We start from the raw sequence: 21369 nt of genomic DNA on the forward strand, positions 1-21369 counted from the left end.
CGCTGGCCCGGCATTACCGGCGCGCCGCATGGCGCTCCTCGCGGTAACGGCCGGGAGCCATGCCGCAGGACCGGCGGAACACCGCCGAGAAATAATACTCGTCGCGCCAGCCACACAGCGCCGCGATTTCTTTCAACGTCAGCGGCGAATGCGCCAGAAGCGTCCGCGCCCGCGCCACGCGGACCTCGTTCAGGTAGCTGACCAGCGTGCGTCCGCGCAGCCGCCGGAAAAGGTGCCGCAGATGATCGCCGCCGAGGCCCGCGCCCGCCGCGATTTCGAGGACCGAGCCGATCCTCGCGTAGTGTTCCTGCACATACCGCTCGGCGGCCCGCACGTGGCGCTCGCCCTGCCGCGTTCCGGCCGCCTCCCGCGCGTGGCGCCCGTGCGCCAGTTCGAGCAACTGCAACAGCACCGCCGTCGCCCGCAGGTTGAGAAGCGCCGCGCGGCCCGGTGTCGGCGCATGCATCCCGTGCGCGAGCAACTCCATCTCGCTGCGCAATACCGCATCCTCCACGCGCCCGATGTGCAGCGCGCCGGTCAGGCGGTGGCCGGCCGGCGCCCGGAGTTGCACGCAGTGATCCTCGCCGCCGGCTTCCATCCGCTGGTCGTGGAGCGTGCGGGGCGCGTACACGATCACGTCGCCCGCGTCGAATGCCAGTGCGCGCAGATCATCGCCTCCGGTTTTCCCGGCAGCCGCGTTGCCGGTCCGGGTGACGCCCCGCCCTGTCGGGTGAAAGACGATCTCGATGCTCTCGTGCTCATGCAGCGGGCAATAGTAGCCGGCTGCCACCGGATGGCGGAGCCCCGCCGTGTGCCGGAGCACGGCGCCCGCCACGAGCTTTTCCTGCAACGCCTTCCATGCGGAGGCCGGCTGCATGTTGCCTTTCATGCGCGTTGTCATGCCCGGCCACGCTGAGCCTGAAAAGCCGAAATTCACAAACAAACACCGATACCTCCACTCGCCCCCGCTCGACATCGGCGGCACATTGTCCCGGCATGAAAGCTACCTCGCCAACAACCTCGCCAGCCGGCCTCAGGCTGGTGTTTCCTCGCGGATCGGAAGTCATCGCCGAGCCCTTTTCTCCTGCCGAACCCGCAGCGGATGAAGTCCTCGTCCGGACCACGTGCTCGCTTCTCAGCACCGGCACCGAGACCATCGTCTATGCCCGAAAATTCGATCCCGGCACTCACTGGGATAACTGGGTGCGCTATCCGTTCTATCCCGGCTACGCTTCTGTCGGAACGGTGCTCCGGGCAGGAAGCGGAGTCAGCGCGCTGAAGCCCGGCGATCGCGTCGCCTCGCGCACCGGCCATGCGTCCCATAGCGTGCGCAAGGCCGACGACTGTTTCCGTGTGCCCGACGGCGTGGCGCCCGACGAAGCCGTGTGGTTCGCTCTCGCCAAGATCACCGGCCACGGTGTGCGCGCCGCCCGCATCACGCTCGGCGATACGGTGGCGGTCATTGGCGCCGGCCCCATCGGCCAGATGACTTGCCGCTGGGCGCTGGCCAGCGGCGCGGACCGCGTGATCTGCGTGGACATGGCCGAAACCCGTTTGCAGATGGCGGCGGCAGCCGGAGCCATCCTGGTGCACGCCCCTGCCAGCGAAGCGCTCGCCGCCATCGAAAAAATCACCGGCGGTGTCCGTCCGCGCATTGTGATCGAATCGACGGGCAACGCCGCCGTCCTCAAATCCGCCTTCGAACTCGTCGCAACCGAAGGCACGGTTGTCCTTCTCGGCGACACGGGCAGCCCTGGCAGCCAGACGCTCACCGGCGACGTCATCACGCGCGGCCTCACGCTCGTCGGCGCGCACGACGCGCGCAATTCTCCCGCCTGGAACAACCCCCTGGCAGCGGCCTGCTTTTTCGAGTTCGTGCGCGGCGGCCGTTTCCTGCTCGCCGGCCTCAACACGCATCACTTCGCTCCGGCGCAATGCAAGGACGCCTACGAACTCGCCATCAACGACCGGACCCGCACGATGGGCATCCTCTTCGACTGGTCGGCCTGACGGAGCGGCGGCATTCCTGCCGCTGCGACGAGGCGCGTCAGCGCCTCGCCGGTTGCCTCGCCGACCGACCATCCGACCGACCTCCATCCTCCATCCAGACCGGCGACGCTTCGCGTCGTCGCAGCGGCAGAAAATGCCGCCGCTCCTGCTGATTCTCCATGAACACCTCTCCCCTGAAACAATCCTTCACCTGGTGGTCGTTCGCCAACCGTGGAGTCGAACCGGAGACCCTGCTCGCAGGCGCGGCCCGGATCGGCTACGCGGGTGTGGAACTCATCGACGAATCCCTCTGGCCGCGCGCCCGCGACCACGGCCTGGTGATCGCCACCGCCGGCGGACACGGCACAATCGGGAACGGCCTCAACCGCTGCGAGAACGCGCCGCGCATTCTCGATGAACTCCGCGCCAGCATCGCGAAAGCGGTCGAGTGGCGCATTCCGGTCCTGATCTGTTTCAGCGGCAACCGGGCCGGAGCCGGTAACGAAAATCTCGATACGAATCACCCTGGAGATGCCGACGGCCTCGCCATTGCCGCCGAAACCCTCGCCCGCATCGCGCCCGAAGCGGAGCAGGCCGGTGTGACGCTCGCCGTCGAGTTGCTCAACAGCCGCGTCGATCACGCTGGCTACCAGTGCGACCGCACCGCCTGGGGCGTGTCGCTCTGCGAACGCGTGGATTCGCCGGCGGTGAAACTGCTCTACGACATCTACCACATGCAGATCATGGAGGGAGACATTATCCGCACGATCCGTCGCGACCATCGCTGGTTCGCCCACTACCACACCGCCGGCAACCCGGGCCGCGGTCCGATCGACGGCGGCCCGGGCTCCCCGCAAGAGCTCAACTATCCTGCCATTTTCCAGGCCATCCGGGAAACGGGATACGCGGGATTCGTCGGCCACGAGTTTATCCCGGGCGACAACCCGATCGACGACCTGGCCCGGGCGTATATGACGACAACCGCTGCGTTTGCGACGGATTGACGCACAGGGGTTACTCCTGTTCCCGAGTCACACCTTTCCGGGAAGGTGTTGTGGCATTGCAGGCATGAAAAAATCCTGTTTTTCGTAAGCCATGTTCACGCCCGGCACTTTTGCTCCTCCGTCCTCACCACGCGCCACGCGCGTCCTGTTGCTCGGGTCGGGCGAGCTCGGCAAGGAGGTCGTCATCGAACTCCAGCGGCTCGGCTGCGAGGTCATCGCGTGCGACCGCTATGCGGGGGCACCCGCGATGCAGGTCGCGCACCGGCATCATGTGTTTTCCATGACCGACGGGGCAGCGTTGCGGCGCGTGGTTGCCGAAGAGAAACCCGATCTGGTCGTGCCCGAAATCGAAGCCATCGCCACCGATGTGCTCGTGGAACTGGAAGCCGCCGGGCAACGCGTCGTGCCGACGGCACGCGCGGCGCGGCTGACCATGAACCGCGAGGGCATCCGGCGGCTCGTCGCCGAGGAACTGAAACTGCCGACCTCGCCCTACCGGTTTGTCGGCACCGAGGCCGAGGCGCTGGCGGCGGGAGAGACGCTCGGGTTTCCCTGTGTGCTGAAACCGCTGATGTCTTCGAGCGGACACGGACAGAGCGTCGTCAAGACCGCCGCCGATCTGCCGGCCGCGTGGAAATACGCGCAGGAAGGCGCCCGGGCCGGCGCGGGACGCTGCATCGTGGAGGGGTTTGTGACGTTCGACTACGAGATCACCGTGCTCACGGTGTCAGCGGCCAACGGCATCCAGTGCTGCCTGCCGGTCGGGCATGTGCAGATCGACGGCGACTACCGCGAGAGCTGGCAGCCTTGCCCGATGTCGGAGGCGGCGTGGGCGGAGGCGCAGCGCATCGCCAAAACCGTGGTGGGCAATCTGGGCGGTTACGGATTGTTTGGCGTGGAGTGTTTTGTGCGCGGCGACGAGGTGATTTTCAGCGAGGTGAGCCCGCGTCCGCATGATACGGGGCTGGTGACGATCGGGAGCCAGGCGCTGACGGAATTTGCGCTGCATGCGCGGGCGATCCTCGGGCTGCCGGTGCCGCCGATCCGGTTGCTGCGGCCGGCGCACAGCGTGGCTTTGCTCGGTTACGGCGATGGCGTGCCGGTGGTCTCCGGCGTGGCCGAGGCGCTGGCTGTACCGGAAAGCCAGATACGGATTTTCGGAAAACCGGAATGCCGCGGACATCGCCGGCTGGCGGTCGCGGTGGCGAGCGGCGACACGCCGGAGGAGGCGCGGGATCGCGCGCGGGCGATGGCGGCGGCGGTGCGGATCGAGGTCGGGTAGGGCGCGGCGGATTAGCGGAAAAAGTGGCACGGGCATCCCTGCCCGTGGACGGCGCGAAGCGCCGCAAAGTGGCATGGGCTTCCAGCCCATGATTCCGGTGAGGCGTGAGCATCCCTGCCCGCGCCTCCCGCGCTTCCCGCGCCACTTCTGCCGGGAGGCAACGCTCACGGGCTGGAAGCCCGTGCCACTTGCTCAGACCTCACGGGCAAGGATGCCCGTGCCACTTTTCAATCCCCTACACGTTGACCGGCGCGCCGAGTTCGTCGGAGCGGAAGCAGGCGTCGAGGACTTTTTGCACTTCGGCGCCGCGCGCGAAGTCGGGTTGCTGTTGCACGCCGCTGCGGATGCTTTCGATGAAACGGCGGTAGTTGTTGGGCGTGGGCTTGACCTGCACGTCCTTCCACTTCGCCTTGTCGAAATCGGGGCCGGTGCTGATGCGGTAGCCGGCGGTGGTGCGCTCCGAATCGATCTCGATCGAGCCGAGCGTGCCGGAGATTTTCAGGTAGAGGCGGTTGGCGTGGCCTCCGGACCAGCGCGTGGTGTGGATCGTGCCGAGCGCGCCGTTGGCAAACTCGACGGTCATCACGGCGGAATCGTTGGCGTCGAGCGTGTATTCGCCGATGCGGTTGCGCGGCGCCTTCCTGAACGCTTTCAGCTTGCAGTAAACGTTCGCGATGGGACCGGCGGGGAAGGTGGCGAAATCGACAATGTGCACCCCAACATCGCCGAGCACGCCCTTGCTGCCGTGTTTCGAGGAGAGGCGCCAGAGCCAGGCGGGCGTGGTGCGCCAGTCGCCCCAGACCTTGCTGGCGAGCCAGGATTGCAGGTAGCTGGCCTCGATGTGGCGGAGCTCGCCGAGCTTCCCGGTGGCGACGAGCGTATGCACCGCCTGGATGCAGGGCCAGTCGCGATAGGAGAGATTGACCATGTTGATGACGCCGGCCTTGCGGGCGGCGGCGACCATCGCCCTGGCGTCGGCGTGGTTGAGCGCGAGGGGCTTTTCGCAGAGCACATGCTTGCCGGCTTGCAGGGCCTGGATGGAGAGCGGCGCATGGAAGGCGTCGGGCGTGACGATGGAGACGGCGTCGATTTCGACCGTCGCGAGCATTTCGGCGACATCGGTGAAGGCGGCGGGGATCTTGTGCTTTGCACAAAAGGCATCCACACGGGCGCGGTCGACATCGGCGGCGGCGACGAGCTTGCAGCCCCGGATGGCGGCGAACTGTTCGGCGTGGCGGTTGGCCATGCCGCCGGTGCCGATGATGGCGAGGCGGACGGTACGGGCGGCGGGCTTTCGGGCGCCGGCTTTTTTCCTGGTGGTGGTGCTCATTGGGAAATCGGATGTGTGGTTGGTCAGGCGATGCGCATGCGCCCCGCAGGTCACACAGACCCTGTGGGGCGCATGCGCGCACAGAGGATGCTTCAGCGGTGTCCGACCGTCGGACGCGCGGCGGCTTCGGGATCGTCGGGAAGCGGCTCCAGCGGATCGACGCGCGGGCAGATGTCGGGAATGTTGACCGTGGGCCGGGCCCAGCGGACGGCGTTGGCGATGACCTTCTGGATGTTGGCGTCGTGGTAAGTCGGATACGTCTCGTGTCCGGGGCGGAAATAGAAGACGCGCCCGTTGCCGCGCTGCCAGGTGGCGCCGCTGCGGAAAACCTCGCCGCCGGTGAACCAGGAAATGAACACCAGTTCGTCGGGCGTGGGAATCCCGAAGGGCTCTCCGTACATTTCCTCGGCGGGGAGTTCGAAGTGCTCGGGGAGGCCGGCGGCGATGGGGTGGGCGGGGTTGATGGTCCAGAGGCGCTCCTTGTCGGTGGACTCGCGCCACTTGAGCGAGCAGGTGGTGCCGAGGAGTGTCTTGAAGATTTTCGAGTAGTGGCCGGAGTGCAGGACAATGAGCCCCATGCCTTCGAGGACGCGCTTCTGCACGCGTTTCACGATTTCGTCCTGCACGTCGCCGTGGGCCATGTGGCCCCACCAGACGAGGACGTCGGTGGAGGCGAGGACCTCCTGCGTGAGGCCGTGCTCGGGTTCGTCGAGCGTGGCGGTGCGGGCCTCGATGCCGGGCTGGCTGCGCAGGGGCGCGGCGATGGCCTCGTGCATGCCTTGCGGGTAAATGGCGGAGACCTTCGGGTTCTTCTTTTCGTGGCGATATTCGCCCCAGACGGTGACGCGGATCGATGATGCGGAATGGCTCATGATAATTTTATGATACGGATGAAGGCGAACCCGGGTCGCGCCGGCATTGCGCCGGCGGCATGAGTCCGCGAGAGATAACGGAGAACCAATCAAGCCTCGCCGGCCCACGTCGCCAAGAATGAGGGATCGTATTTCTCCGCACTTTATATCAATTTTCCGATCAATGCCTGCCTCCGTCCACGCCACCCGTCCCGATCCCCGCGCCGAATTCGAGCGCGATCTCTCGCGCACGCTGGAACGGATGCACGCGGGACGTTTGCGGGTGCATGTCGCGCCGGAGATCGACCTGCGGCGGCCGCGGCCCGGGGCGCATTTTCATCCGACTCCGGAATTTTTTATCCAGACGGGCGGCGGCACGGATTTCGTCTGCCCGGGCGGAGCGTTTCGCGTGCGCACGGGCGATGTGTGCGTGATGCCGCGGGGGGTGCCGCACGCGGAGACGCCGCGCGATCTGCGCACGCCTTATGGCATCCTCGTGTGCATGCACCGGAGCGACGGCCTGTACCTGCATCGCGGCCGTGCCGATCCGGCCCGCCGCATCCAGGGTTACGGCACCACTCTGGTCCCCGGCACCCGCGGGCGCGATGCGCTCCGTTACCTCGACGACATCGCCGCCCGCGACAACGTGCCGCGTTCCGGACAGAAGCGCTACACGGAGGCGCTGGTCGAGGCGTTCCTGCTGACGGTGCTCGGCGAATTGCAGCGGCCCGCCCAGACGGCGCCCGCCGGATCGGCGCTCGTGGTCGAGACGGAAAAGCTCGCGCACACTCATCTTGCCGATCCGGCATTGTCGGTCGCAGCCCTGGCGAAGGGACTCGGGTGCACGCCGGATCATCTGTCGCGGCGTTTTCACCGCGAGCGGGGCGTGACGCTCAACACGTGGATACGCCGCGAACGCGTGCGGGCCGCGCAGGAGCTGCTGGCCGATTCGCGCTACAACATCGCGGAGGTGGGCTGGGCCTGCGGCTTCGCCACTCCCTCGTATTTCATTCGCGTCTTCCGCGAACACACCGGGCTGACACCGCGGCTGTTTCGCGCCGGGCAGGCGAGGTGAGACAGGGGACGGTGCACGGGAGAACTCGCATACGTCCTAAGGATATCGATCCGATGACACGTGAACTGAATGCACAGGGCAATGATATCGTGCCCGCCCTGCTCCCGTGCGAGGAAGATGAGTGAATCGGAGTCTGTCCGGACGTTTTTTTCTTGGGGATATCAGGGTTATACTTGATGCTATTGCAGCATTCGATTGTGAAAGGAATACCGGGAAGGGATGTCAGGGTAATTTAAAAACAATCCTGTTGCCCTCTTTTAGAAGAACTGCCGGGGAGTCGTTTACGGTTACCGTAATGTCGTCGGCGGAAAAATCATTTTTCTCTGTGACATCAAAAATAACATGCTGGCCAGAGATGGCGCCAGTAACAGAAATCTCAAAGGGGCCCGATCCGGTCTTTTTCAGGTTTTTGACGTGAAGAAAAGGCTTATCCAACACCGTGGTCAGGTTGATCCCGATGCGTGCTCCAGAATGCCATTCCAGGTCATTGCCTCTCAGAAAATCATTGCCAGGCAGGAGAGTTGCACCTTCGCGCAATGTCACCTTGCCGTTCACACGGCCTGTCCCGCCCAGTGTGGCTCCGGAACCAACGGTAATATTACTGGCAACGGAGGCCGTTTTCCCGTCGATGAAAAGCTCTCCTCCTTCGATGATGGTAGTCCCCGTGTAAGTGTTGGCACGCACGAGGCGCAGGCCGTTGTTTCCCTTTTTCAGCAACCCACCTTTCCCGCGTATTGCGGACGCGATGGTCGCAACCGTGGTTTTGGCGTTGTTGCCAATCCCCGTGGTGTCGAACACCACACCGTTTTCGCCAATTTCTATATGGCTGCTCTCCGTTCCTTCAAAGCCAGTGATAAAGCCGTCAAGCCGCGTCTGAAGCTGTGTCGCATTCGCGGAGGAGTATCCGGAATCCAGTGACTCGGCGGTGCTGACTTTCACCGTCGCGCCGTCAAGGTTGAGGATGGCGGTGCCGCCGGGCGCCACCCTGGCGCGAATGTTGGTCACGGCAAGCGTGCCGCCCTTGAGATTGACGATGCCGCCTTTGTTGGTCGCACCCAACCCGATCGCGATGCCCGCGTAGGAATCGTTGCCGCCGGCCGACCGCGGGTCGCCCAGCGCGGTGATTTCACCGGAAACGAGATTGAGTGTCGCCGGAGCGCCGTCTGGCGTTGCGCCAACCGCAATGCCAAAGCCCCGCCCGTCGGGGCCGGCGAGCGCAAGGGCTTTGGCGTGATAGCCTGTGATGAGACGCCCGCCATTGACCGTGAGAGTGCCGTCTTCGAGGGCGATGCGAGTCGCCACGGGGGGGAGGGGCTTGGCAAAGTTGCCTGTCATTGCGGTATAAAGAGTGTCGTCATTAAAATTGACCGTGGTGCCTTCGCGGATGGTCAGGCGGCTGTTGGCGGAGCCGTTGCGCACAAGGGTGCGGGAGCGGAGGTCAACGACGCCTCCTCCGGTGAAAAGCAGTCCCGGGCCGGCGGATACATCGGAACCGGTTACGAGGGCGATCTGCTGTCCGTTGCCTCCAAGGGTGAGCGTCGCTCCCTTGCCGACGTTGTAAACGATATGGGCAAGGGCGCCCGAACTGATGGCGCCCCAGGGAGCGAGATCGGGGCTGGTGAGGGTGTAGTGGCTGCCCGGGGCAAAGTTCAGGGTGTGCGTCCGGTTGGGTTTGGGATTGCTGCCGAAAAAGGCGATGTCGGTTTTGATGATGGTGCCGCCTTTGCCGTTGAAGTTAAGCGTGGCGTCCTGCGTGGCGGAGCCGAAGGGGAGGCGGTTGCCATCTCGCCCGTTGCCGCCGGCGGCAATGATTTTTGTCCCGTCCCACCAGAGAGCATATGCGGCGTTCCATTGGCCTGCGCCGCCTTGCGTGGCACTCGCTTCCGTGCCTTCGGGTGCCCAGGTATAGGTGGCGGAGCCGCCGTGGAGCACAACGGCAGTCAGGGTGTTCAGGAGGAGGAGACGCAGGTTGATGTCGGGTTTCATGGGATTTTTCCGTGGCATGGTCGCAGGCAGGTCGATGAAAAGGGGAGATGGAACATGGTGTCTGATGGCAATAAATGATACCGATATCAATATAAAAGTGCTCATGCAGAAGCATGGAATCTCCTGATTAACGATCGGTGGTTCTTGGATGAGGAGAGAAAATGTCAAAATTTTATTGATATCGGTATCAAATTTGATCCTTCTTCCGTTTCCCGGATCAAGGCTTCCTCATGATTTCGGGATTTTCATTTCATTTCCGTTACCCATCCAGCCATATCTTTCCAATAATGCATCCCCTTGATATATCGATTATTCTGCTGTTCTTTGTCGTGATGGGGCTCATGGGGGCATATTTTGCCCGGAAGACGAAAACGACGGACAGCTATTTTTTGGGAAATAATCTTCCGGGCTGGGCGATCGGCCTGTCCATGCTGGCGACTTCGATCAGTTCCGTCACCTTTCTGGCCTTCCCGGCGGCGGCCTTCGTTTTAGACTGGCGGCAGGTGGTGCCCAACCTGGCGAATCCGCTGTTTGCGGTGCTGGCGATCTGGCTTTTCGTTCCTTTTTTTCGCAACACCGCCAAGACAACCGCCTACGAGTATTTGCAGAAACGCTTCGGGGAAGGCGCGCGGTTGTATGCGGCGATCATGTTTCTGGTCTCCCAGTGTCTTCGACTCGGATCCATCCTCTACTTGCTGGTCATTCCCATGCAAATGATGACGGGGATTCCCCCCGCCTGGATCATCTTGATCACCGGAGGGATTGCCGCCCTCTACACCATTATGGGCGGCATGTCCGCTTCGGTGTGGACGGACGTGGTGCAGGCGTTCATCCTGTATCTGGGCGGATTTGTGGCGGTGGCGATCATGATTTATGACATACCGGGAGGGTTGGGCGAAATCATCCGTGTGGCGGAGGCACATGACAAATTCAGCATGGGACCGATGCGCTGGGACTTGTCGGAGCGCACGTTTTGGACCATGGCCATCCTCGGATTGACCCACTGGGTGGGCGGCTATGTGGCGGATCAAAATGTGGTGCAGCGCTACCTCGCGGCCAAAAGCACGGCCGAGGCCCGGCATGCGACCTTGATATGCGCCCTGATGAGCCTGCCGACCTGGCTGTTTTTCTTTTTCATCGGGACCTGTCTGTTCGCCTATTACACGGTGCTGCCCAGTGAACAGGTGGCGGGTTTGCCGGCCGACTATGTGTTTCCCCATTTCATCATGTCACGTTTGCCGGCTGGACTGAGCGGTCTGGTGATTGCCGGTGTGCTTTCCGCGGCGATTGGCTCCCTGAGTTCCAGCCTCAACGCATTTTCCACCGTCTCCACGGTGGACATACTCCAGCCCCATGTTTTCAGGAACCGGTCGGACCGGTTCTACGCGCGGCTGGCCCGGGTGATGACAGCGGTGGGCATGGTGGCGATGTTTGCCGTTGGCTACGGATTTCTGTTCGCGGAGAAGGAGAGCTTCCTGGATCTTTCCTTCAAGGTCGTGGGGCTGATTGGCGGAGTGACGGTTTGCTTTTTCATGCTGGGGTTCTTCGCGCCGAGGGTAAGCCGGAAGGTGCTGTGGCAGGCTTTCTCGGTGGCATTTGCCCTGAATGTTTATCTGGCGATGGTCGAGTGGGGCTTCATTCCCAATGTTCTGAATATCAAGATTCATGCGTATTGGGTGTCCACGCTGGTCATTTGGGTGATGATCGTGCTGGCCTTGGTGCTGGCGCGGATTCAGCGGGTGAAGCCTGACCGGCGCCCAGGCATGACTCTGGTCGGAGGGCGGGTGGTGGCGGAGGGTGCCGGGCAGGACACGTGATTGATTTTGTAACGATAAGCCATGAAAAGTAATAAATATTCTGTCATCCTGGGAAATCTGGGGAACACCTGTGATCGTTTCCTTCCTACCGGTTACAAATCGCAACCGACGAAGGCGGAGATGATCCGGCAGGCCGCTTCGATCGAAGGGCTGGGAGGACTGGAACTGGTCGGGGGCTGGGATGTGACCCCCGAAAACGCCCGCGAAATGCATTCGCTGATGAGCGATCACGGTCTGGCCTGCGTTTCGATCATACCGGACTTCTTTTCACGGAGTGTCTGGGGGTCGGGCAGCTTTTGTTCCCGGGATGCGAACGTGCGCAAGCTCGCGCTGGAGGAGGGGCACCGGGCGGCCGAGGTTGCGAGCCTGATGGGATGTCCGTTACTCAACCTGTGGCTGGGGCAGGATGGTTATGATTATCCGTTGCAGTCCGACTTCGGAAGCCAGCGGCAATGGATGCTGGAAGGAATCCGCTCCCTGGCCGGGGCGTGGCCGGCGTTGAAATTTGCCTTGGAATACAAGGTCAAGGAGCCGCGGGTGCGTTCGTTTCATGCTCGTGCGGCGGACACACTGCTGATGGCCCGGGAGACGGACTTGCCAAACGTGGGGGTGTGCATCGACGTGGGGCACGCTTTTGCGGCGGAGGAGAATGTCGCCGAGTCGGCCTGGCTGCTCAACCACTACGGCAACAAGCTGTTTCACATGCACTACAATGACAACTACGGTCATTGGGACGACGATATGATCGTCGGCAGTGTGCACCTCGTGCACTACATCGAGCTCTACTATTGGCTCCGCAAGATCGGATATGAGGGCTGGCACTCCATGGACCAGTATCCTTATCGCGAAGACGGCGTGCGCGCGGTATCCGAGAGCATCGCATTCCTGCAATCGCTCGAACGAAGCCTGACAACTGAACGGCTGGCGGAGATCGGGGCATTGCTGGCCAAGGGAGACGCCACGAAATCAACCCGCTGGATGCGCGAGTTTGTGTTTGGCCGTCACGAGCCTGCTTTTGCCGGGGAGCAAGCCTTTGCCGAGGCGGCCTGCGCTGTTCGGTAGCCGGACGACCAAGTCCACAAGAAAGCCGCCTCTTCCCGGAGGCGGCTTCTTTGTGGATGCGCACTACTTGTTCACTACTCGTGCAAGATGAGGAGCGCCAGCGAAACGCGGTCTCCCTTCGTCTTGCCAAGTCAGGCGGAGCGGCGGCGGCGCCAAGCGACCAGTGCCAGCGCGCCAAGCCCGATCATGGCGCCCCAGGTGGAAGGCTCCGGGATGGCGGTGAAAGAAATATCATCGTAATACGCCGCAGTGTTGGTGCCACCCAGCCAACCGGCGGCAAATGTGATTTGCGACGCTTCGAGGTTGATTCCACTGTCAATCAGCGCCTGTCCAGTTAACGAAAGGATCACCGTGCTATTAAGGCTCATAACCAAACTGTTGGCAGCCTTATCGAATGAAATGTTGAAGTTGTTCCAATTCCCTGGCGTGAAGCTGGCACTGGTATATGTAACGCTTTGGACGTTTGTCCCGCTGGCATTACGGATCTGTAGGGCGGTGGCACTGATACCCAGGGCGAAATTACCAAAACCGATGCTGTAGCTTACGGTTCCGGCAGTGTGTTTAAACCAGAAATCCAGACTGCCGGCGGACACGGTTTCCCCCAGGGAATAAGTGGCCGAAGGTGTGTAAGCTGCCGCAGTATCATGTATGTATAGGCTCTGAGAACCGCCTGGGGTATGATTGTCACCATTGCTGATCACCACGCTGGTTCCGGAATTGTTACCTGTCCACCCGGCCTGGGCCGTGGGAGTCAGCACGGTGTTTACGGTCCACCCCTCGAAGTTTTCGTTGAACCAGGGGTCCGCTTGAGCGGTGAATGGCAATACGAGTGCAGCTATGAACAAACAGGCTGCATTTGAGTTCACGAAAGTTCGATTATACACTCCGTTTTTCTTATTGTTTTGGGATGTGAGTTTCATTGTGTCTGTATTCGTTTTCAAACAGTTGGTGAAGCGTTTGTAATGGTTAGGGTTGATATCTGATTTTGCCGGTGGGTGAGGTGGAGTTAATGTCGCTCCAGTCGATGGTCTCCAGTTTGATTGCCTTCACATGGAAATCTGCGAAGAGGAAATTGCAGGGGCCGGAGATGGATTTTGAGCCGTTGACTTGCGCATTGGCCGCCGGGCCAAGTGGCTTGTCGGGGTATGCTCCCGTCAGGTCAAGAATCGCACCTATGGCCGATCCGTTGCCCCATACGCCGGAGTAGCGTTCGGCCAGCAGGACCGTGCCGCCAGGCCAAGTGATTGTATCGGCCGGGATACCTCGGTGGCGGTTGCGGGTGAGGATATTGGGATTGCCACCATAAATGCCCATGGATTCGTTGGGGAGCGCATTAACGTTGTACTCTTTGGGGTCGGTAAACGGACTGTGGAAAATGGGAGTCCGGTAAGCATCATCGAAAGTCGTGACCCATCCCACTCCGGCTTCATGGCTATTGCGGTCCGTTTTGGGGCCGGGGAGGTCCATGTAAACTCCAATACGGTGCATCCATCGGTAGATTCTTCCGTTGGCGTCGGGTCCTGATCCACAGTAGATGCCTTTGTTCTCGGCGAGAAGCATCGCAAAGCCTTGGCCGCAGGCACGCAGGTTGCCGACGCATGTGACATGCTTGGCTTTGATGCGCGCGGCCCGGATTCCGAAGAAACTGAGAGAGGCAAGGATGCCGATGATCGCAATGACGGTGAGAAGTTCGATCAGGGTGAAACCTCGCGCGCGTCTGAATATATTTGATGACGATAGGGTTACGTGGGCGGGTGGGATGGATGCAGGGGATTTCATAGGTTTATTGGGCGGGAAGATAACTGGGCACTTCTGGAGCGATTGGCACGAGTTATCGTGCAAGATATGATACCGATATCAATCAAAAAATCGTTTTTTCTGATTTTTTGTGATCACCGGTCTTTCGCCTTCGGCGCGAGGCGGGAATCGGGGGAGGAATCAGGTGGATTCGCGGATCACCAGTTCTGCCTCATACTGCTGTTTTTGTAAGGTGGGGATGTCGGATTCCGCTTCCAGATGGCGGAGCAACAGGGTAACGATATCAGATACCATTGCCTTCAGGGGTTGCCTGACCGTCGTGAGTCCGGGATTGAGGAGGCTGGCTTGGGCGATGTCGTCAAATCCTGTGATGGCAATGTCTTGCGGGATGCGCAGGCCGTTTTCCAGCGCCGCCTTGATGGCGACCATCGCTATCATGTCGCTTGTGCAGACGATTGCCGTGGGGCGCGATTTGGCGCGCAGCAGCTGGTGGGCGCGCTGGGCGACGCTGTCGAGCGAAGGGTTGCCTTGCGAGATCCAGGCCGGCTCCGCTGGCAGTCCGGCCTTTTCCAGGGCGGTGCTGAAGCCTTCAAGGCGATTCTTGATGTTCAGGTTGTCGGCCAGCCCGCCGAGAAAGCCGATGGAGCGGTGTCCCCGGCTGACAAGGTGGCGGATCACCTTGGCAATGGCCCGCTTGTTATCGAGGTAAAGGTGGTCGTGGGGAATGTCGTGCTGCTGGGCTCCGGTGATGACGACCGGGCGGGACCGTTGCCGGGCCTGCTTCAGCTGTTTTTCGATCTCCCCGGTCATCGCGCCTTCACTTATGTCCAGAACCAGTCCATCCACATTGTAGGTTCCGAACAGATTGATGGTGGCCTGCATACTGGCGCTTTCGCCGAAGGAACAGCCGATCAGGCACTGATACTGGCGCGCTGCCAGGGCGTTGTGCATCTCCTGCAAGAATTTGGTGTAAAAGGGATTGTCGATAAAAGGAACCATGATCCCGATGATCCGGGAGCGTCCGGTGCGTAGATTTGCCGCATTCTGGTTGCGGACGTATCCCAGTTTTTTGGCGCAATCCAGCACCCGGTCCCTGTTTTTTGAGCGGCGGCTGGAGCCGGCAAGAATCCGCGCCGCCGTCATGGGGGAAACCCCGGCAAGTTCCGCTACTTCGTAAATTGTGGCCATAAACCATTCCGGGAAACACCACTTGCCGTCATGGGGCAAGCCTGCGATTGATATCAACAGAAACAAGAGGTGCGCATCAGATCCTTCTCTTTTAACGAATAAGAATAGTTATTTTAAAATATGATACCGATATCATTTTTTGTTTGCTCATGCCCGGCCATTTCTGCTGATTGCGGGTAAGCTATCTCTTCAAATCCATGAATCGTCCCCCCCTTCTCCCCCTGTCCGCCTTGTGTTTGTCTGTGCTGGTTGCCGCATTCCCGGCGTTTCTGCCCGCGCAACCGGAGGTGTTCTATGGTTCCGCTGCGGCCAAATCCACGGAACCGTTGCCGCTGCTGGCGTTCAACCATCCGGACCTGCTTGTGGACCTTGGGGTCGGTCCGTCCGTGCCGCTGCCCGTCGACTATAATGGAGACGGCCTCCTGGACTTCGTGCTGATGTGCCCGGCCGTGCCTCACAACGGCACCTGGCTGTCCGAGAACACCGGCATCATCGATCCCCGGACGAACCTGCCGATTTTCAAGCCGCCGGTCAGAATCGGGAAAACGGTGGACGGGCCGGTGATCTCTTATGCGACCGGGAAACCCGTGGTCACAAGTGTCGGCGCGATGCATCCCAATTTTCTGCGCAGCCTCTTTTCCGAGCCGGTCAAGCTCCCCGCTCCCAAACGGATTCATCTGGAGCCTGGCATGGTTCGGCAAAACCACTGGCTGCTCGCCGACTACGATGGCGATGGCGCCTTGGACCTGATCGTGGGCAACGATTACTGGGGTATCCAAAAATACCCCCACGGGTCCACGAAAACTTACGGCTGGCACGCCGCCTTCGACGAGAAGGGCAAGTGGACCAACGGCCCCCTGCACGGTTACGTTTACCTCTTGCGCAACACAGGCACGACGGAGGCTCCGCTCTACGCCGCGCCGGTGATGATCGAGGCGGGCGGGGAACCCATCGACACGTATGGCATGCCTTCGCCCATGCTCGGGGACTTCCGCGGAACCGGGAAACTCGATATCATCTGCGGCGAATTTCTCGATGGGTTCACCTTTTATGAAAATATCGGCACGCGCACCGAGCCCCGCTACGCCGCCGGGCGGCGGCTCGGCGTCAGGATGGATCTGTGCATGACCAAGCCCGTGGCGGTCGATTTCAACGGCGACGGCCGCCTCGACATCGTGTGCGGCGACGAGGACGGCCGCGTGGCCCTGCTCGAAAACACGGGCAAGGTGGACAAGGATGGCGCGCCGCAATTCCTGCCGCCGCGTTATTTCCGCCAGTTCGCCGAGTATGTGAACTTTGGCATACTCTCCACCCCCTACGCCTACGACTGGGATGGCGACGGGCTGGTGGATATCATCACCGGCTGTAGCGGCGGCTACCTCGGGTTCATCAAAAACCTCGGCGGCAACCCGACGCGCTGGGCGGCGCCGGTCCTGTTGACGACCGCGGAGGAACCTGTCCCCGGCGCGCCGGTCAACGGCCCCCACCGTAGCGCGCATCCGGATACCGCTTTCCAGGGCAGGATCATCCGCGAGCAGGCCGGTTACAACGGCTCGATCCAGGGTCCGGCCGAAGCCAATTGGGGCTACTCCATCGTCTGCGTCGCCGATTGGGACGGGGACGGGCTGCCCGACCTCATCACCAACGGCATCTGGGGAAAGATTCTCTGGTATCGCAACATCGGGACGCGCACCGAACCGCGCTTGGCTCCTGCCCAGCCGATTGAGCTGGCGCCGGGGCACACGTCGCCCAAGCCCGCCTGGAACTGGTGGAATCCGCAGGGGCGCGAACTCGTCACCCAGTGGCGCACCATGCCGCAGGCTATCGACTGGAACGGCGACGGACTCATGGATCTGGTGATGATGGACCACGAAGGCTATCTGGCCTTTTACGAGCGTGCCCGGGCCGAGGACGGCTCGCTGATTCTCCTTCCGGGCAAGCGGGTGTTCCGGGGGGAGGGCGACAGCGTGTTTGACGAGAGCGGCCGGGTCAAAAAAGGCGAGGAAGGCGTGTCGGGCCTGCTTCGGCTGAATTTCCGGGACAAGGGCGGCAGCGGTCGCCGGACCTTCTGCATCGTCGATTGGGACGGCGACGGCATCCTCGATCTCATCGTCAACGGAGCCCCCAGCGCGAACTTGTTGCGCGGCCTCGGCCGAAACGCCGACGGTTTGTGGGCGTTCAAAAACGAGGGGCCACTCAGCCAGTATCGGCTCGCCCACCACGCGACCAAGCCCACCGCAGTTGACTGGAACGGAGACGGCATCTTCGACCTGCTCATCGGCGCCGAAGACGGCTTCTTCTATCAGCTCAAAAATCCCCGTTCACGATGACCCGACACGCACCGCCTGCGATCGAGCCGCATTGCGACTACGTCGCCTCTCCTCTGGGGATCGACACGCTTTCCCCGCGTCTCGGCTGGCGCTTTCTGGAGGACGCGCCAGCCTCGTCCCGACGGGGCCGCCGGCAAAGCGCCTGCCAGATCCGCGTGGCTTCCTCACCGGAGCGGCTGGAGACGCCCGATTTGTGGGACACCGGGAAAACCCCTTCGGACCATTCCTTTGGCATCCCCTATGAAGGCCCGCCGCTCACTTCCCGCCAACGCTGTCACTGGCAGGCGCGGGTATGGGACGAGCGGGACGTGCCTGGCGCCTGGTGTCCGCCGCAGACTTGGGAGATGGGTCTCCTGTCTCCGGCGGATTGGGCCGCCCGCTGGATCGGATACACCGGCGGGTGGAATGGCCAGGCACTCTATTTCCGTAGCCGTTTTGCCCTTGGCAAACCCGTCGTTCGCGCCCGCGCCTACATCGCCGGACTGGGCTGCTACGAACTGCGGCTGAATGGCCGCAAAGTCGGCGACCACGTCCTCGACCCCGCATGGACCGATTATTCCAGGCGGGTGCTTTACGTCACCCACGACATCGGCGACCGCCTGCGGCAGGGCGTCAACGTGGTCGGCGTGATCGTCGGCAATGGCTGGCACGGCCAACCCAAGCTCCTGCTGCAAATCGAGATCACCCACCCGGACGGCAGCCGGACGCTCGTCGCCACCGAAGGCGGCCACTCCATGATAAACGGCGAATGGTTTGTCTCCAGCGGCCCGATCACGCGCAACAGCATCTACGATGGCGAGACCTGTGATGCCCGGCTGGAAAAGGACGGCTGGGATTGGCAGGATGTGCGCAGTCCGATGGGCAGCGCCGGACTGCACGACATGTGGCAGACGGCCGTGGAGGTTCCTCCCCCCGGCGGACGACTTGTCGCCCAGGCGCTGGAGCCGATCAAGATCGTCGAGATCCTGCACCCGGAGCGCCTGACTTCACCCTCCCCCGGCGTGCATGTGTTCGACGCCGGGCAGAATCTGGCCGGCTGGGCGGAACTGCGCGCGAAGGGCGAACCGGGCACGTGCGTCACCCTGCGCTTTGCCGAGCACTTGAGCCCGGACGGCACGATAAATCAGGAGAATCTCCAGAAGGCGGCGCAGACGGATGCCTGCATCCTGAAAGGCGGAGAGGCCGGGGAAACATGGGAACCCCGATTCACGTATCATGGTTTCAGATACGTTCAGGTGGAGGGCTTGCCCGGAGAACCCGCGTCGGACACGCTTGCCCTCAAGCGCGTTCGCTCGGCGGTGGAGCCGGCCGGAGCCTTCCGCTGTGGCAACGAACTCCTCAATCGCATCGAACAAATGGTCGTCCGCAGCGAGACCGGGAATCTCCACGGCGTGCCGACTGACTGCCCGCAGCGGGGCGAGCGCCTGGGCTGGCTCAACGACATGACGGTGCGTTCCGAGCAGGCGCTCTACCATTTCCGCCTGCCGCGTTTTTATCGGAAATGGATTGCCGACATCGCAGACACGCAAGACGAGGCGGGGAGGATCACCGACACCGCCCCCTTCAAGTGGGGAAAGCGACCCGCCGATCCCGTGTCGGCCAGCTACCTGCTGGTCGCGTGGCACGTCTGGCTGCACTACGGCGATGACACGATCATTCGTGAGCACCGGGCCGGTTTCGCGCGCTGGGTGAATTATCTCCTCTCCCGCAGCGAGGACGGAATTCTCGCGTACAGCAGTTGGGGGGATTGGGCGCCGCCGGTCGCCTTTGCCATCCCGGGCAGCGTTTCCGACGCCGTCTCTTCGGGCACCCCCGGCCCACTTGTCTCGACCGCGCACCTGCATTGGCAGTTGCGCTTGCTGGCCGACATGGCGCGCGTGCTGGACGATCCGGCAGAAGCGGCCAGGCGCGAGGCGCAGGCGGCTGCGGTGGCGTCTGCCTTCAACCGAAGTTTCTGGGACGAAGCCGCCGGCGGCTACGGCTCCAACAATCAGGCGTGCAACGCGATCGCCCTTCACCTCGGATTGGCGCCTGCCGGCCGTATCCCGCGCACGCTTGCCAGCCTCGTGCGCGCCGTCGAGGCGAACGACGGGCATCTCAGCACGGGCAACCTCGCCACCAAATACCTGCTGGAAGCGCTTTCCGAGCACGGGCGGACCGACATCGCCTACCGTATCGCTACCCAAACCACCTACCCGAGTTGGGGCTACATGCTGGAGAACGGGGCGACTACGCTTTGGGAACGATGGGAGCATGTCACGGGCTCCAGGATGAATTCTCATAACCATCCGATGCTCGGCTCGGTCAGCAGTTGGATGTTCAAATACCTGGCCGGCATCCGGCCCGATCCGGAGGGACCGGGCTTCCGGCGCTTTGTCATCCGGCCCCACCCGGTTGAGGGTCTGGACTGGGCGGAGGCGGAGTATCGCGCCCTACCGGGTACGATTCGCAGCGCGTGGCGGCGGGACTCCGGTCGGCTGGTGATGCAACTGTCCGTTCCTCCCAACGCGACGGCGCGGGTGCATGTGCCGTGTGGAGAGGAGTGCGCGATCACGGAACGGGGCATTCCTCTCGCCGCGGTGGATGGGGTCCGGGTGCTCCCGGCGACTGCCACCGGGCAGGGAGAGACCGTAATCGAGACCGGTTCGGGAGACTATGAACTCACAGTTGGATGATTTCGGTATCCATGAATAAATTACGAAAACTGTTTCTCCTGGCGTTCTGCGTATTCTTCTGCGTATCCGTTTCTGCTTCCGAAATTTCCGGCACGGTCCGCGACGGGGCGGGAACCAGCGCCGTGGGTTATGCCGACGTGGTGGTCGTGCCGGAATCGCAAGCGATCCGCACCGGTGCGGACGGACGCTTCCGCATCACGAACCTCCCTCCCGGACGCTATCAGGTGACCGTAACTCAGGAAGGCCGGCTGCCGGAGACCCTGAAGGTCGAGGTCACCGATGACGGCCTCCGGGATGTCGACATCCCTTTTCACAAGGCGGAGCCGGCAGATCAACCCGTTTCCCGGCTGAAAGACTGGCCATGGATGTCTGTCGCCGACTGGCACAAAAAACATGCCGCCAATGTCGCCCGTTCCCGACAAGGCTCACTCGATGTTATCTTCTTTGGTGATTCGATTACCGAACAATGGGAAACATCCGGGGCCAAGGTATGGGAAAAGTATTTCAATACCGGGCATGTGGCAAATTTCGGTATTGGCGGCGACACGACGCAAAACCTTCTTTGGCGGATACAAAATAATGACGGCCTGAAAGGCTTGTCGCCCGAGGTTGTGGTTGTCCTCATCGGCACGAACAACTTCGGCTTCAGCAAACACCGACCTGACGAAGTCGCAAACGGCATCACTGCCATTGTCGATGCACTCTGTCGCCAATTTCCCAAGACTCATGTCCTGTTGCTGGGGGTGCTGCCTCGGTCTCCCAATCCCGATGCTTTCGTGCGCGGCCTGATTCACGAGGCCAACGGGGGCATCGCGAGTCTGGGCAATCGTCCATCGGTGACTTATCTGGATATCGAGTCTGTTCTTCTGACTTCAACAGGACAAACCCGTGAGGACATTTACACGAAGGACCATCTTCATCTTGCCGAAAACGGTTACTATGTCCTGCTGGAAATTCTGCGCCCGTATTTACGGAAACATCTTGATGAAAAAACAGCTCAAAGAGTTTTTAAGTGACACGAT

At 61.9% G+C, this 21369-nt stretch carries 16 protein-coding genes; 9 read left to right on the forward strand and 7 right to left on the reverse strand.

Translation table 11 applies throughout. The annotated features are described in order from the left end of the window. Window positions 1-13: 13 nt before the first annotated feature. Entirely contained in the window at window positions 14-901 is an 888-nt protein-coding gene (locus OPIT5_12820; GenBank protein AHF90960.1) for an AraC family transcriptional regulator, read from the reverse strand. A 95-nt stretch (window positions 902-996) separates the two neighbouring features. Here OPIT5_12820 and OPIT5_12825 point away from each other — a divergent pair, with 95 nt between their 5' ends. The 3 genes from OPIT5_12825 to purT all read left to right on the forward strand — a co-directional run bounded on the left by OPIT5_12825 (window position 997) and on the right by purT (window position 4275). Further along, window positions 997-2010 (forward strand): threonine dehydrogenase, encoded by a 1014-nt coding sequence (locus OPIT5_12825; protein ID AHF90961.1) that lies wholly within the window; start codon window positions 997-999, stop codon window positions 2008-2010. Between the two features lie 158 nt (window positions 2011-2168). Further along, the gene (locus OPIT5_12830; protein AHF90962.1) at window positions 2169-2993 is read left to right on the forward strand and encodes a xylose isomerase; all 825 of its coding nucleotides are present in this window, start codon (window positions 2169-2171) and stop codon (window positions 2991-2993) included. A 91-nt stretch (window positions 2994-3084) separates the two neighbouring features. Continuing rightward, complete coding sequence (gene purT, locus OPIT5_12835) at window positions 3085-4275, forward strand: phosphoribosylglycinamide formyltransferase (GenBank protein ID AHF90963.1); 1191 nt, start codon at window positions 3085-3087, stop codon at window positions 4273-4275. A gap of 235 nt (window positions 4276-4510) precedes the next feature. Here the strand turns inward: purT and OPIT5_12840 are convergent, their stop codons facing one another. Continuing rightward, entirely contained in the window at window positions 4511-5605 is a 1095-nt protein-coding gene (locus OPIT5_12840) for an oxidoreductase (GenBank protein ID AHF90964.1), read from the reverse strand. A gap of 92 nt (window positions 5606-5697) precedes the next feature. After that, window positions 5698-6480, reverse strand: a complete 783-nt coding sequence (locus OPIT5_12845; protein AHF90965.1) for a trehalose utilization protein — start codon at window positions 6478-6480, stop codon at window positions 5698-5700. 160 nt (window positions 6481-6640) lie between these two features. On the opposite strand from OPIT5_12845, the gene OPIT5_12850 reads away from it, so the two are divergent. After that, entirely contained in the window at window positions 6641-7531 is an 891-nt protein-coding gene (locus tag OPIT5_12850) for an AraC family transcriptional regulator (protein ID AHF90966.1), read from the forward strand. 222 nt (window positions 7532-7753) lie between these two features. On the opposite strand, the gene OPIT5_12855 is transcribed toward OPIT5_12850, so the two are convergent. Continuing rightward, window positions 7754-9517 carry a hypothetical protein gene (locus OPIT5_12855; protein ID AHF94345.1) on the reverse strand — a complete coding sequence of 588 codons (1764 nt, stop codon included), beginning with the start codon at window positions 9515-9517 and terminating at the stop codon, window positions 7754-7756. A 287-nt stretch (window positions 9518-9804) separates the two neighbouring features. On the opposite strand from OPIT5_12855, the gene OPIT5_12860 reads away from it, so the two are divergent. Further along, window positions 9805-11334, forward strand: coding sequence for a sodium:solute symporter (locus OPIT5_12860; protein ID AHF90967.1), 1530 nt, complete (start codon window positions 9805-9807; stop codon window positions 11332-11334). Between the two features lie 21 nt (window positions 11335-11355). Continuing rightward, the gene (locus OPIT5_12865; protein ID AHF90968.1) at window positions 11356-12396 is read left to right on the forward strand and encodes a xylose isomerase; all 1041 of its coding nucleotides are present in this window, start codon (window positions 11356-11358) and stop codon (window positions 12394-12396) included. 131 nt (window positions 12397-12527) lie between these two features. Here the strand turns inward: OPIT5_12865 and OPIT5_12870 are convergent, their stop codons facing one another. From OPIT5_12870 to OPIT5_12880, 3 genes are all read right to left on the reverse strand, one after another. Next, the gene (locus OPIT5_12870) at window positions 12528-13241 is read right to left on the reverse strand and encodes a hypothetical protein (GenBank protein ID AHF94346.1); all 714 of its coding nucleotides are present in this window, start codon (window positions 13239-13241) and stop codon (window positions 12528-12530) included. Window positions 13242-13362: 121 nt separating this feature from the next. Then, on the reverse strand, window positions 13363-14175 hold the full coding sequence (locus OPIT5_12875; GenBank protein AHF94347.1) for a hypothetical protein: 813 nt from the start codon (window positions 14173-14175) through the stop codon (window positions 13363-13365). A gap of 159 nt (window positions 14176-14334) precedes the next feature. Further along, a complete protein-coding gene (locus tag OPIT5_12880) occupies window positions 14335-15297 on the reverse strand; it encodes a hypothetical protein (GenBank protein AHF94348.1) in 963 nt (320 codons plus the stop codon). A gap of 242 nt (window positions 15298-15539) precedes the next feature. Between OPIT5_12880 and OPIT5_12885 the strand changes: the two genes are divergently transcribed. Genes OPIT5_12885 through OPIT5_12895 form a run of 3 tightly spaced genes read left to right on the forward strand, consistent with a single transcriptional unit; the run spans window position 15540 to window position 21363 of the window. Continuing rightward, the gene (locus OPIT5_12885; protein ID AHF90969.1) at window positions 15540-17672 is read left to right on the forward strand and encodes a hypothetical protein; all 2133 of its coding nucleotides are present in this window, start codon (window positions 15540-15542) and stop codon (window positions 17670-17672) included. Continuing rightward, window positions 17669-20347, forward strand: a complete 2679-nt coding sequence (locus OPIT5_12890) for an alpha-L-rhamnosidase (GenBank protein AHF90970.1) — start codon at window positions 17669-17671, stop codon at window positions 20345-20347. The genes OPIT5_12885 and OPIT5_12890 overlap by 4 nt, the downstream gene beginning before the upstream one ends. An 11-nt stretch (window positions 20348-20358) precedes the next feature. Continuing rightward, entirely contained in the window at window positions 20359-21363 is a 1005-nt protein-coding gene (locus tag OPIT5_12895; protein AHF90971.1) for a GDSL family lipase, read from the forward strand. Window positions 21364-21369: the final 6 nt, after the last annotated feature.

It is taken from the genome of Opitutaceae bacterium TAV5 (genome assembly GCA_000242935.3).
GTDB lineage: Bacteria > Verrucomicrobiota > Verrucomicrobiia > Opitutales > Opitutaceae > Geminisphaera.